Annotated in this window: 15 protein-coding genes; 6 read left to right on the plus strand and 9 right to left on the minus strand. The window is 58.6% G+C overall.

Going from position 1 to position 12753, the window contains the following annotated elements; translation table 11 throughout:
* Positions 1 to 166: 166 nt before the first annotated feature.
* The gene (locus Z945_RS0114680; RefSeq protein ID WP_025052857.1) at positions 167 to 1564 is read right to left on the minus strand and encodes a methyl-accepting chemotaxis protein; all 1398 of its coding nucleotides are present in this window, start codon (positions 1562 to 1564) and stop codon (positions 167 to 169) included.
* Positions 1565 to 1621: 57 nt separating this feature from the next.
* Positions 1622 to 2086 (minus strand): iron-sulfur cluster assembly scaffold protein, encoded by a 465-nt coding sequence (locus Z945_RS0114685; protein WP_025052858.1) that lies wholly within the window; start codon positions 2084 to 2086, stop codon positions 1622 to 1624.
* A 75-nt stretch (positions 2087 to 2161) separates the two neighbouring features.
* Between Z945_RS0114685 and hisI the strand changes: the two genes are divergently transcribed.
* Complete coding sequence (gene hisI, locus Z945_RS0114690) at positions 2162 to 2518, plus strand: phosphoribosyl-AMP cyclohydrolase (RefSeq protein WP_025052859.1); 357 nt, start codon at positions 2162 to 2164, stop codon at positions 2516 to 2518.
* On the opposite strand, the gene gluQRS is transcribed toward hisI, so the two are convergent.
* The 4 genes from gluQRS to Z945_RS0114710 form a co-directional block, all read right to left on the minus strand.
* Positions 2504 to 3397 carry a tRNA glutamyl-Q(34) synthetase GluQRS gene (gluQRS, locus tag Z945_RS0114695; protein WP_025052860.1) on the minus strand — a complete coding sequence of 298 codons (894 nt, stop codon included), beginning with the start codon at positions 3395 to 3397 and terminating at the stop codon, positions 2504 to 2506. The genes hisI and gluQRS overlap by 15 nt on opposite strands.
* Positions 3394 to 4002: a class I SAM-dependent DNA methyltransferase gene (locus Z945_RS0114700; RefSeq protein WP_025052861.1), complete on the minus strand. Its 609-nt coding sequence runs from the start codon at positions 4000 to 4002 to the stop codon at positions 3394 to 3396. The genes gluQRS and Z945_RS0114700 overlap by 4 nt, the downstream gene beginning before the upstream one ends.
* A gap of 9 nt (positions 4003 to 4011) precedes the next feature.
* The gene (gene trmFO, locus Z945_RS0114705; RefSeq protein WP_025052862.1) at positions 4012 to 5364 is read right to left on the minus strand and encodes a methylenetetrahydrofolate--tRNA-(uracil(54)-C(5))-methyltransferase (FADH(2)-oxidizing) TrmFO; all 1353 of its coding nucleotides are present in this window, start codon (positions 5362 to 5364) and stop codon (positions 4012 to 4014) included.
* A 295-nt stretch (positions 5365 to 5659) separates the two neighbouring features.
* The gene (locus Z945_RS0114710; RefSeq protein WP_025052863.1) at positions 5660 to 6445 is read right to left on the minus strand and encodes an enoyl-CoA hydratase; all 786 of its coding nucleotides are present in this window, start codon (positions 6443 to 6445) and stop codon (positions 5660 to 5662) included.
* 59 nt (positions 6446 to 6504) lie between these two features.
* Here Z945_RS0114710 and Z945_RS0114715 point away from each other — a divergent pair, with 59 nt between their 5' ends.
* Positions 6505 to 6945, plus strand: coding sequence for a PaaI family thioesterase (locus Z945_RS0114715; protein WP_037971090.1), 441 nt, complete (start codon positions 6505 to 6507; stop codon positions 6943 to 6945).
* An 81-nt stretch (positions 6946 to 7026) separates the two neighbouring features.
* On the opposite strand, the gene Z945_RS0114720 is transcribed toward Z945_RS0114715, so the two are convergent.
* The gene (locus Z945_RS0114720; protein WP_025052865.1) at positions 7027 to 7257 is read right to left on the minus strand and encodes a DUF1127 domain-containing protein; all 231 of its coding nucleotides are present in this window, start codon (positions 7255 to 7257) and stop codon (positions 7027 to 7029) included.
* A 97-nt stretch (positions 7258 to 7354) separates the two neighbouring features.
* Here Z945_RS0114720 and Z945_RS0114725 point away from each other — a divergent pair, with 97 nt between their 5' ends.
* The 4 genes from Z945_RS0114725 to Z945_RS0114740 all read left to right on the plus strand — a co-directional run bounded on the left by Z945_RS0114725 (position 7355) and on the right by Z945_RS0114740 (position 11183).
* Complete coding sequence (locus Z945_RS0114725) at positions 7355 to 8785, plus strand: aminotransferase-like domain-containing protein (protein WP_025052866.1); 1431 nt, start codon at positions 7355 to 7357, stop codon at positions 8783 to 8785.
* A gap of 157 nt (positions 8786 to 8942) precedes the next feature.
* On the plus strand, positions 8943 to 9404 hold the full coding sequence (gene rplM, locus Z945_RS0114730; RefSeq protein WP_025052867.1) for a 50S ribosomal protein L13: 462 nt from the start codon (positions 8943 to 8945) through the stop codon (positions 9402 to 9404).
* Between the two features lie 2 nt (positions 9405 to 9406).
* Positions 9407 to 9910 carry a 30S ribosomal protein S9 gene (gene rpsI, locus Z945_RS19750; RefSeq protein ID WP_037971355.1) on the plus strand — a complete coding sequence of 168 codons (504 nt, stop codon included), beginning with the start codon at positions 9407 to 9409 and terminating at the stop codon, positions 9908 to 9910.
* Between the two features lie 256 nt (positions 9911 to 10166).
* The gene (locus Z945_RS0114740; protein ID WP_025052869.1) at positions 10167 to 11183 is read left to right on the plus strand and encodes an LLM class flavin-dependent oxidoreductase; all 1017 of its coding nucleotides are present in this window, start codon (positions 10167 to 10169) and stop codon (positions 11181 to 11183) included.
* A gap of 69 nt (positions 11184 to 11252) precedes the next feature.
* On the opposite strand, the gene Z945_RS0114745 is transcribed toward Z945_RS0114740, so the two are convergent.
* Both Z945_RS0114745 and ppk2 read right to left on the minus strand, forming a co-directional pair.
* The gene (locus tag Z945_RS0114745) at positions 11253 to 11870 is read right to left on the minus strand and encodes a TetR/AcrR family transcriptional regulator (RefSeq protein ID WP_025052870.1); all 618 of its coding nucleotides are present in this window, start codon (positions 11868 to 11870) and stop codon (positions 11253 to 11255) included.
* Entirely contained in the window at positions 11863 to 12732 is an 870-nt protein-coding gene (ppk2, locus tag Z945_RS0114750) for a polyphosphate kinase 2 (RefSeq protein ID WP_025052871.1), read from the minus strand. Before ppk2 ends, Z945_RS0114745 begins: the two co-directional genes overlap by 8 nt.
* Between the last annotated feature and the right edge of the window lie 21 nt (positions 12733 to 12753).

A 12753-nucleotide genomic window follows, 5' to 3' on the forward strand; every position in this document is an offset into this window, starting at 1 on the left:
GCGCTCTCGTGCCACTTTGCCTTTTGCATCCGTCCCAACAGATGCTGCCGTCTGACACTGCCTGTCCATTCCGGCACCCGGGGGTAACACCCCAAAGGCTAAACTGGGTCCCACATGTGAGTTGCTTTCCTCGCGCCGCCATTCTCTGGAATGTGCGGCGCTTTTTTTATGAGTATGTGTAGGCGAGGCGAAGACCACCCCAATGGCGTCCTGCCACTATGATCGGCGCTGACAGATCCTTCATCGTGGCAAACTGGCCGCCGCCCATATCACGTCTGTAGACCTGAAGAAGGAAGGGGGATGTATTACGGCCCGCTTTCAGACCGACGCGATCATCGAAAATACGCCGATTGCGCGCATTGGCCATGTTCCAAACCGGATCATTGCGCTGCGGTTGAGAGAACTTCCTATTGTGCGTCGGCAGATACCCGTTGGTGTCGACAGCCGCGCAAAAGACGATCGATGGATCGTACTCAAGCGCCGCTTCCTGAAATTCGGGCAAAAACCGATCCAGAAATTCGGTGGAGGCGGTCATCATCTGCTGTGGGTCGGTCCCTGGAATGGGGGTGTAATTTCGGTCAAACAGGGCCGCCATGCTGATGGCACCTTTGGCTATGGCGTCGTCCAGCCGTGTTGAGATTGCTTTGGCCGTGCGTTGCACCATCACGATAAAATGCGCGTCACTGGTTTCACCGCCCATGCCAGCACTAAGTTGTACGATCCTTTCGGATTGATCGATCAACTTGTGCACCCGCGAATGGGTGTCGTTGATGCCCTGCATGGTCATCTGCACGGCCTGGTCGATATGTTTAACGGCAGGGGTCAGGCGTCCAAAACTTTCTGCCATCCGAGCGGATTGTGCTGCGATCTGTGTGCTTTGCGCGTGCTCTTCGCTGATCGTTGCTTCCATGCGGCTCAATGCGGTGTCGGTCTCGCCCGATTGGGACAGCACCACACTCGCGCTTTCGGCAACCGTCTGCGCTTCCTTGCCCAACTCGCTGATCCAATTCGTCAAATTTTCGATGTTTTCTGTAATCTTGGTCGCCGCCGTGCGCGTTTTTTGGGACAAATCGTTGATCGCATCGGCAACCACAGCGAAACCGCGGCCGGCGTCACCAGCGCGGGCGGCTTCGATTTTGGCATTGATCGCCAAAGTGTTCACCTGAGCGGCAATCGAAGCAATTTCGCTGTTGTTCTCGGTGACCGCGCGCAGGGTGTCGCTAACCGTGTCTGTCCGGTCCCGCACCGCATTGACCCAAACGGCAACTTCGCGGGTCTTGTCGCCCACATTGCGCACAAGCATCACAGATGTTCTCACATCCCGCCGGGACTTGTCAGCAATTGCGCTTAACCCTTTGACCAGATGACTAACATCGGTGTTCGCCTCCGTCATATCACGCGCACAGGCATTCAAAGCGCTGAGCGCGCCACGTTGTTCTTTGGCCTGTTGATCAACCAAATCCAGAAAACCGGCAATATCAACAATTTCGAACCCAAGTTCGGAGGCTGTTTTGGCCAAAGCGTCCAGATTTTTCGTACCGTCGACCGGAAACTGCGCTGACATAAGATTCCCGCTCTACCGCTGATGGTCCAGCAATTTCACGAAATACCTTAGAAAATGCTAATGTCCGGCGAGGTCGGCCTGTTTCTGGATCACAGTTTCCATCGCCTCTGCGATGGCTTCCATGCTCAGCAGGATAGAAGCATGGCGGTTTTTGTAGGCGACAGCCGGGCTAAGCACCTCAAACCCGTCAAAAGGCGCATCTGGCACCGGTCCGGCATCTTTTAGCATGGCACGCAACTGGTCCCGGCCCTTTGTAATCTCTGCAAACGTGGCATTCATGGCGGCACCACCTGCGACAGCAGCGGCGGCCTGACCCAGTGCGCAGGCTTTGACGTCCTGTCCAAGGCCGGTCAACCGGTCATCGCTCACCTGCACATCCACAGTCACGGCAGAACCGCACAGCGGGGAGCGGCGCTTGACTGTGGCATCAGGTGTGTCCAGCCTGCCTGTCTGCGGAATATCCGCGGCGAGGGCCAAAATCCGGGCCGAGTAAAGTTTGATAAGGTCTGTCTCGCTCGACATCGCTGTTTCCTTTGTTCCCGTAACCCTACATAAACGCCGCGCCTACAGAAGCAAATAATCCCGAAAGGAAATCGGATGACTTTCGATCCTCACAGCCTGAGCTTCAACGACGCAGGTCTTATCCCGGCCATTGCGCAGGACGCCCAAAGCGGGGATGTGCTGATGCTGGCGTGGATGAACGCGGACAGCATCGCGCAGACCGTGGCGACGGGCAAGGTCACTTACTGGAGCCGGTCGCGGCAGGCTTTCTGGATCAAAGGGGAAACCAGCGGCAATACGCAGGAACTGGTCGATCTGCGGTATGATTGCGATCAGGATTGTTTGTTGCTGATGGTCAACCAGACCGGCCCGGCGTGCCATACAGGTCGTCCCAATTGTTTCTACAGGGCCGTGCGCGACGGCGAAGTAGTAGAGCTTTCACAGCCCGTTTAACTTAAAGTCCTGCGTTAGCATTGCGCGGTAAACATCTAGTTTTGCTAAAATATCCCTGCGAGCTAAGCCTTCGCTGCGGTAGAGCGAGATCGCGCGGGCGTCATCCCGCTTGGCCAGCCTTTTGCCTTGTTCGTCTCGGACCAAGGGGTGGTGCAGATAGTGCGGCGTAGGAAGGTCTAGCACCTGCTGGAGCAACACATGAATCTGTGTTGCATCAAACAGGTCTACTCCGCGCACCACATGGGTGATCGCTTGAGCGTCATCATCAAGAACGACCGCCAGATGATAGGACGTTCCCATATCCCGCCGGGCAATGACGAAATCACCCACGGTTTTGGGCAAACGAGACACATCCAACGAAACCTTACCGGCGTTCATGCCGTGCTCTTCGAACCCCAGACGCGACAGATCGCCGTGCAGCGCCTTCGCAATGTCGAAGCGGAGTGTGACGTTACGGGGGCGTGGCCCGATACGCGGGGAAAGGTCACGGCAGGTGCCGGGATAGACGACACCGTCCGGCCCAAGCTGCGGCGCGCCTTCCTGTGGGGCAGAGGTGGCAGCGGCGATATCGGAACGGGAGCAGTGGCAGGGATACAGCAGGCCCTGTTCCCAAAGCCTGTCCAGTGCCGCACCATAATCAGCCATACGTTCTGATTGACGCATCACCGGGCGGGGCCAGGTCACGCCCAACCAGGTCAGGTCTTCATAGATTTGTGATTCCCATTCTGGCCGTGCACGACTTTGGTCGATATCTTCGATCCTGAGCAGAAATTCGCCGCCCTGCGCTTGGGCCCAATCATAGGCGACGAGCGCGGAAAACGCATGACCCAGATGCAGCGGTCCCGTTGGAGACGGGGCAAATCGGGTGCGGAATGTCACTTTTTTTCAAGCACATAAACGTTGGACTGCATACCAAGCCCGGGAAGGTGTGGCCCGCGTTCGCGCAGCAGCAACCGCGCCGCACCGCAATCCGTCCATTCGTTGATCCGGGCCTCGTGAACCGGATCTTCGAGCGTATGGTCATTGAAGGAAAACACAAGTTTCCCGTCTTTAGGCAAAGCATGCATCAACCGGTCAAGCGCCGATACGGGCGCGGCCCCGGCGCCGATCACACCGATGGCGGCGATCAGGCTGTAGGCTCCTTCGTCCAGTGACGCATCTGCGCTGACCTGGGTCAGTTTACGGTACACTGATTTGCTTTTGGCCTGCGCCAGCATTTCATGTGATACATCAATGCCATCGACTGTTGTAAAACCGGCCAGTGAAAAAGCCAGACCGGAGAGCCCGGTGCCACAGCCGAAATCGAGGATTGGGGGCGTCAGATCGTTACAGCAACTGGCCAATGCCGCCGCGCATCGCCCTGGCGTGGCATAACCGTTTGCGCCCACCTCGGCCTCGTAACTCGCGGCCCATGCATCGTAAATCGTGCGCGTCTCTTCCGCGCTTCGCGCGGCATAAACCTTGTCCAAAAAGTTGTCACTCATACAAGTAACTTAGGCAGGCACCGTGTCCCTGTCCAGCCAGCGCTGCCAATCGACCTTGGCCCGGTCGGTATAGGCCTTGTAGCGATCCTTGCGGCCACGGCGCCCGGATTTCAGGCCCTCGACGGGTGGAAACAGGCCAAAGTTCACGTTCATCGGCTGGAACGTCTTGGCTTCGGCGCCGCCAGTGATGTGGGTCATCAGGGCGCCCATCGCGGTAGTGTCAGGCGGGGTGGGCGCACCACCTCCCAGGATCTCGGCAGCGGCCATACGGCCCGCCAGCAACCCCATTGCGGCACTTTCGACATAACCTTCGACACCGGTGATCTGGCCGGCAAACCGGATATTCGGACGAGAGCGCAGGCGCATCTGATCGTCCAGCAAAGTGGGCGAGTTGATAAATGAATTGCGGTGGATGCCACCAAGTCGCGCGAAAGACGCCTCTTCCAGACCGGGAATCATTTTAAAAACAGCGGTTTGTGCGCCGTACTTCATCTTGGTCTGAAAGCCCACAATGTTATAGAGCGTGCCCAGTTTGTTATCGCGGCGCAGCTGCACCACTGCATAGGGTTTCACTTCGGGCGCATTGGCGTTGGTCAGGCCCACGGGCTTCATCGGGCCAAAGCGCAAGGTTTCGCGGCCCCGTTCGGCCATCACTTCAATAGGCAAACAGCCATCGAAATAACCGGCGGTCTCGCCTTCACGGAACTCGGTCTTGTCGGCGGCCAGCAAGGCATCGATAAAAGCCTCGTACTGATCCTTGTCCATCGGGCAATTCAGATAGGCCGTCCGCTCTTCTTCGGTCTCGCCCTTGTCATAGCGCGACTGCATCCAGGCTTTGCTCATGTCAATGCTGTCAAAATACACGATGGGTGCGATAGCGTCGAAAAAGGCCAGCGCCTCGGCGCCGGTTTCGGCAGCAATCGCCTCAGCCAAAGAGCCCGAAGTCAGCGGGCCGGTCGCGATAATCCATTGGCCGTCTTGGGGCAGGGTGGTCACCTCGCCGTATTCCACCGTCACATTCGGATGTGCCATCAGCGCATCAGTCACCGATTGTGCAAAGGGGTCGCGGTCCACCGCCAGCGCACCACCAGCAGGCAGCCGGTGTTTGTCCGCCGTTGCCATGATCAACCCGTTCGCTGCACGCATTTCCCAATGTAGCAGGCCCACGGCGTTCTGTTCAGAATCGTCGGAGCGGAAGGAGTTGGAGCAGACCATCTCGCCCAGAAGGCCGGTCTGATGGGCGAAAGTGCCAACGTCGGGCCGCATTTCGTGGATCACGACCTGCACGCCAGCGTTTGCGGCCTGCCATGCGGCCTCTGATCCGGCCATGCCGCCGCCGATGATATGGAGTTTTTCTGTCATGGGTCGGATTTAGGCCAGCGCCTGCGCAAGCGCAATGGTCAGCGTGTCGCATTCACCAAGCCGGATGTCTCTGCGCGGGACGTTCATATCAGGGGATTTTGGGGTCGCCGCTGCGGGAATGGTCGATCAGTGAGAGGCTGATCTGGAGGGACCTTCCGCCGGCGGCGACCCAAATGGTCAGGCGCATCTGCGCTCTGCCCTATTGATGCCCCATTTCTGCCCAGATTGAAAGCGCTGTTCTTGCAACAATGGGCATACGGTTTCGAAACAATGGTCCGAAGGGAACCACGGGTCGCTATTGATCCCAGTTCGGGTCGCGTTTTTCCAAAAATGCGTCGATGCCTTCGGCGGTGTCGTCGCGCAGCATATTCTGCACCATCACCTCGCCTGTATAGGCATAGGCGTCGGCGGTTGGCATCACGGCCTGCGCATAAAACGCCTGTTTGCCGATGCGTACGGCGGCACCCAGCTTGGCGGCAACCTGTTCGGCAAGTGTTTTGGTGACGGGGGCCAGTTCGTCGGCGGGCACAACGCGGTTGATAAGCCCAAGCGCCTCGGCACGCTCAGCCTGAATGAATTCACCGGTAGTCAGCATCTCGAACGCCTGTTTGCGCGGGATGTTGCGCGTCAGCGCCACCATCGGGGTCGAGCAGAACAGGCCAATATTTACCCCGTTGACGCCAAACCGGGTGCCTTGGGCCGCCACGGCCATATCGCAGGTCGCCACCAGCTGGCATCCGGCCGCTGTGGCGATGCCGTGGACCTGCGCGATGACAGGTTGCGGCATGGATTGCACGCGGGCCATCACGGCGGCGCAACGGTCGAACAAATCCTTGAAGGCAGCCGCGCCGCCATCTTCGGCCTGCCGCATCGCGGTCATCTGGCGCAGATCGTGGCCGGCACAGAACGCTTTGCCCGCGCCGGACAGGGTAATCACCCGTGTTGTTGGATCATCGGCAAGCTGATCCAATGTCGTATGCAGCGCCGCCAACATCTCGTCCGACAGCGCATTCAGCCTTTCGGGCGCGTTCATCGTCAGCTGGGCCACCGCGCCACGTTGCGTCACATCCAGGATTGCCATCTTGTCACCTCGCCTGTTTCAGCGCCAACTCTAGGCCAAGCAAGAAGGAGAGAGCAACAATGACGGCAACCTTAGAGCCTGTGATGAGCGCAGAAGAGTTGAACGCATTTCTGGTAGAGGTCTTTGAGCAGGTCGCCGACGACTTTGCTGTAGACGAAGTGGCACCAGGGGCGGTGACCATGCGCTTGCTGACCTCTGACAAACATCTGCGCCCTGGCGGCACGATTTCAGGGCCTGCCATGTTCGGTTTGGTGGATGTCGCGGCCTATGTGGTGACATTGGCCCACATCGGACCCAAAGCGCTGGCGGTGACCACCAATTGTTCCATTGATTTCATGCGCAAGCCCGAAGCCGGTGTCGCCTTGGTGGCAAAGGCGCGGCTACTGAAGCTGGGTAAACAGCTTTCCGTAACCGATGTGCTTTTGTTCTCTGAAGGCATGGACCAGCCGGTTGCCCGGGCGAGCCTGACTTATGCGATACCGCCTGCGCATGTGCGCTAAGTCACCCTAGCGAACTGACGAAAAAAGGGCCGGGAATGTCCCGGCCCAGTATGGAGAGGTCTGGTGGCCGCCACGGGGAAGTTACGGTTGCCAGAACACACGGCCGGATTCCGCATCGGCCTCCGACGGTGTCAGTCCCACATCCGCCAACTGCCACGGCTCAAGTTGCGCGAGTGCAAGCCGGGTGCGGCGGCGTGTGGCCCATGCCGTAGCCAGAACCGCGAATTTGACCGCCCAATGTGCCGCAACCGGCATATGGGCGTCGCTCAGAATGCTCAGGGCATTGGGCGCAAGGGCTCTGGTCTGTGTCATGGGAAACTCCTATCTCTAAATGTATTGACACAATATAGCGAATTGCTACAATCAGACCGTACAAAAAATGATACAAAGCGGCTAGGGATATATTGTAGTGGGTACAATTTGGACGCCAGAGGCGCTTGAGGGGATCAAGCCCAAGTACAAAGCGGTCGTCGCTATGATACGCGAGAGCATTGCGGTGGGAGAGTTGACCGTCGGGGCAAAGCTGCCGCCGGTGCGTGATCTGGCCTGGGATTTGAAGATTACACCGGGCACTGTTGCGAGGGCCTATACCGTTTTGACGGACAGTGGCGTGCTGCGCGCCGAAGTCGGGCGCGGCACCTTTGTCGCTGACAGCAGTGACAGCATTGGTGCCGATCTGACTGAACCGTTGATAAATCTGATTGAAATCGACTCGGTGCGGCACATGACGGGAGGCGACACTGATCATGCGAACCTTTTCTCGCCTCATTTGCCGAATGGAGGACAAGCGGAACTGATCCGTAAGTTGCTTGGAGAAATTGCGGCCGACCCGCCATCAGGCATCATGCACTATCCGTCGCGGCGTACCGCAACGGCCGCACGGCAAGCGATGGCCCATTGGCTGCAGGGGGCACCGATTGGCCGGGTCGATCCCGATGATATTGTACTGTCGATGGGCGGGCAGAACGCGATTCTCCTGGTGTTCCAGACCGTCCTGCGCGGGCGACGGCCCACCGTCTTTGTCGAGGATCTGGCCTATCCCGGTTTCAGGCGGGCGGCAGATCTTCTGCGTGCTGATATTGTGGCGATACAATGTGATAAGGACGGGATCATCCCCGAAGCGTTGGCAGAGGCAGCGGCCAAACATCCCGAGGCGCAGGTGCTTTGCACATCACCCGAAGTGCACAGCCCGACCTGTGGTTTCACACCAATGACGCGAAGACATGAGCTGGTGGATGTGGCGCGTAAAGCCGATTTGCAGATTCTCGAGGATGACTGCTACCGGATGGGCCGGGCCGAAGGGGAGGGGTATCGCCAGCTTGCGCCGGAACGCGGCTGGTATGTAGCGTCCATTTCAAAGTCGATTACACCCGCCCTCCGTCTTGGCTGCGCCATCGGTCCTCGAGGCATGTCTGGGGCTTTGCAACGATCATCCGAGAACGGGTTTTTCGGGCTCTCAACGCCCATGATCGACCTGACCGCAAGTTTGCTGGGCCATCCAGACCTGCCAGCAATCATGGAGCGGACACGACAGGGTGTGCAGCGCTATGTAGAGGTCGCGGTGAACACATTAGGCAGCTTTGATCTGTCATGGCGGGCAGACGTGCCCTTTGTCTGGCTGCACCTGCCACAGGGCTGGCGCGCCTCGGCTTTTTGCCAGGCTGCCGAAAAGCGGGGCGTGCAAATCAGGGCAGCAGAAGAGTTTGCGGGACGCGACGCGCCAAGTCCCCATGCGGTGCGGATTGCGATAAATGGAGGCATATCCCTGCGCAGCTTCGAGGCCGCGATGGGCCGGCTGCGCGATCTGCTAGAGCATCCGCCTGAGCAAATCAGCGTTTAGGCGTGGGGTAACATGATACCTAAATTTTAAACCGCTGTATTTGCTTGGTTTTTCGCGGAATATGGCGCTTGACCGTGCGGGAGGCGGGCTTATAACCCCAGCCATCAGGACCGGGCTTGGCCTTTGGCCTTGCCATACAACACTTTAGGAAACCCGAATGAAAACCTTTTCTGCAACACCGGCAGACATCGACAAGAAATGGATCATCATTGACGCCGAAGGCGTCGTGCTGGGCCGTCTTGCATCGATCGTCGCCACACGCTTGCGCGGCAAGCACAAGCCTTCTTTCACGCCTCATATGGATTGTGGTGACAATGTCATCATCATCAATGCCGAGAAAATCCAGATGACCGGTAAGAAGCGTGACGAGAAGTTCTATTGGCATACCGGACACCCCGGTGGCATCAAAGAGCGGACCAAAGCGCAGATCCTTGAGGGTGCGCACCCAGAGCGCGTCGTGACCCTCGCGGTCAAGCGTATGCTGCCTGGTAACCGTTTGAGCCGCCAGATCATGACAAACCTGCGCGTGTATGCAGGGGCGGATCACCCACATGAGGCGCAAAGCCCCGAAGTTCTGGACGTTAAAGTCATGAACAAGAAAAACACCCGGAGCGCATGACAATGGCTGACGAAATCAAAACACTCGAAGACCTTGCAGAGGTTGTGACCGAGGATATCGGTGCTGTGCAAGGCACGCCTGCGGTTGAAATGGTCTCTCACGAGCCTGTGCGCGACGACCTGGGTCGCTCCTATGCGACTGGCAAGCGGAAGGACGCGGTTGCCCGTGTCTGGATCAAGCCCGGTTCCGGCAAAGTGTCTGTGAACGGCAAGCCGCAGAACGAATATTTTGCACGCCCCGTGCTGCAGATGATCCTGGCGCAGCCTTTCGGCATTACCAACACAGAAGGCCAGTTTGACGTCTATGCGACAGTCAAAGGTGGCGGTCTGTCCGGTCAGGCCGGTGCGGTCAAGCACGGTATTTCCAAAGCACTGCAGCTGTATGAGCCCTCCTTGCGAGGCGCGTTGAAAGCCGCAGGCTTCCTGACACGCGACAGCCGTGTGGTTGAGCGTAAGAAATACGGTAAGGCAAAAGCGCGTAAGAGCTTCCAGTTCTCCAAGCGCTAAGTTTTTCTGCAAATTTTGGGGAAGGGCCGTACCGTGGGGTGCGGCCCTTTTTCGTTTCACGGCACAAAATGCCGCGACCGGGGAGGGGGGCTATGCCCCCGTCAGCAAAGCTGACTCCCCCGCGGGATATAAGGCCAAAAAGAGAAAGCGGCGGCGGCGGCAAGAATAATTGAATGGCGAACTTGATTGAATGGATGCGAAGGGTTTTCCGCAGGACCGACAGTGCTTAGGTTCAATTCAAACAATGAGGTGACCCATGCAGTATTCTCTTCTCGACCTTGCGCCGGTTCCAGAGGGAACCGACATTCCGCAGGCTTTGAAAAACACAGGCGATCTGGCCCAGCATGCCGAACGGCTCGGGTATCACCGCTATTGGTTGGCGGAGCACCATAATATGCCGGGCATCGCCAGTGCAGCGACCTCTGTTCTGATCGGGCATGTGGCGGGGTTGACCAAAACAATGCGGGTAGGTGCGGGCGGTATCATGTTGCCGAACCATGCGCCTTTGACGATTGCGGAGCAATTCGGCACTTTGGCCGGGCTTTATGGTGATCGGATTGATCTGGGGCTGGGCCGTGCGCCGGGCGGCGATCAGGCCGTCTATCACGCGTTGCGGCGGGCGGGGAGCGATGATTTCCCGGGCGATGTAGCCGAACTGCTCGGCTATCTGGGCGATCCGCGGGACGGGGCCGCAGTACGGGCCTTACCGGGGGAAGGAAGCCATGTGCCGCTATGGATTCTGGGATCTTCGCTTTATGGGGCGCAACTGGCTGCGCATTTCGGATTGCCTTATGCTTTTGCCTCGCATTTCGCGCCTGATGCATTGGAACAGGCAGCAGAGATTTACCGCCGTACCTTCAAGCCATCGGTCTATTCCGAGAAGCCGCTTTTCATGTTGGCGGCCAATGTCTTTGCGGCGGATACGGATGCGGAGGGCGCCTATTTGCGGACCTCGATGCAGCAGGCTTTCGCGCGGATGCGGACGGGGACGCGGGGCAAGCTGCCGCGTCCGGTCGAGGATATTGATGCGGTGATCGGCGCAGGTGTGCGCCGGGCGGTGGACCAGATGATGCAGGTCTCTGCGACCGGGGGGCGCGAGAAAGTGCGCACGGAACTGGCCGGTTTGATCGAGCGCTATCAGCCGGATGAGGTGATCCTCACCTGCCAGATCCACGATCCTGTGGCGCGCAAACACTCAGTTGCGATCGCGGCTGAGGTGATGCAGGAGCTGGGCGCGGATCAATCGAAGCATTTGGTGGGTGCCGCCAGCTGAATGACCGGCACTGCGCTGCTGCCTGTAAAAAGCCTGCGGCGGCGCAGAAGAGCGATCCGGTAGGCCAGCCTATTCGTCGGGTTGCACCAGTCCCAGTCCCCGCAGGTATATCCCGATGCCGGTCTCCAGCAGGTCTTCCGGCGGGAAGGGTGAGGCGCGCCCCGGTGAGTTGCGGGCGAAAAGCTCAACCACGCCGTGGCTCATTGCCCAGATGTGCGCGGAAAACATCGAGGCAGGGGGGCGCTTGTCTTCAGGGATGTGCTGGCTGAGATCAGTTGCCGCTTTTTCAAGCACACCGTTCGCGCGGTTTGCGACCAAGGCCAGTTCAGTCGTTCGGTTGATCGAAATGCCGCTTTCGAACATGGCGATGTAGTGACCGGGATATTTGCGGGCAAAGGCAAGATAGGCACGGCCCGTGGCCTCGAACGCTTTCAGTGCGGAGGGTTGGCCGGACTGATAGGCGTAGTCCATCAGATCGGCAAAGATTTCATACCCTTGTTGGGCGGCTTCCGCGATCAGCGCCTCGCGGCCATCGAAATGCCGATAGACCGCTGCCGGGGTGACACCCGCCTGTTTGGCGGCCTCGGACAGGGTGAAGCCCATTGGCCCACGCACCTCGATCAACTCGAGAGCGGCGTCGATTAATGCCTGACGCAGATTGCCGTGATGGTAGCCCTTCTTAGGCATCCCAAATGTCCGGCCCACCGCAAATGCTTGTATCGATCTTGCCGATGGCAGCTGCATCCTTGCGGTCATAGTCAAGCGCGTGCAGCACCGTACGAATAGCGTTCAGCCGCGCACGGCGCTTGTCATCCGAGCGCACAACGGTCCAGGGGGCTTGCGGCACATGGCTGCGGGCCAGCGTTTCCTGAATGGCACCTGAATATGCGTCCCATTTGGCGAGGCCTTTGACGTCGATCCCGCTGAGTTTCCATTGCTTCAGCGGATCGGATTCGCGCGCAAGCATCCGGCGCAATTGTTCGGCGCGGCCCACGTTCAGCCAGAACTTGAACAGATGCACACCGTCTTCGACCAGCATCGTCTCGAATGGAGTCACTTGCGCAAAGAAATGCTCGCGCTGCTCTGGTGTGCAAAAGCCGAACACATGCTCTACCACGCCGCGATTGTACCACGAACGATCAAACAGAACCACATCACCTGCAGCGGGCAAGTGGCTGATATAGCGCTGGAAATACCATTGCGTCTGTTCAGTTTCGGTGGGTTTCGGCAACGCCACAACGCGTGCGGCACGGGGATTCAGGTTGGCGCGAAAACGGCTGATGGTGCCACCCTTGCCAGCCGCATCGCGCCCCTCAAAGACACACGCGATACGCGCACCGGTCTCACGCGCCCAGGCCTGCAACTTCACCAGTTCGATCTGAAGCCGGTCCATTTCCTTGTCGTATTGCTTGCGCCCCATGCGTTCGGAATGGGGGTAGCTGGCAGTTATGACATCGTCTTTGTCGGCGCGCTTTAGCGCGGCGCGGATTTCATCGGGGGCGTCGTTGTTGAAGTATGCGCTGATTGCGCCGTCAAAAGGCAGGTCCATGCGGGCTCCGAATGCTGTCAC

The sequence above is a fragment of the Sulfitobacter noctilucae genome (assembly GCF_000622365.1).
Classification (GTDB): domain Bacteria; phylum Pseudomonadota; class Alphaproteobacteria; order Rhodobacterales; family Rhodobacteraceae; genus Sulfitobacter; species Sulfitobacter noctilucae.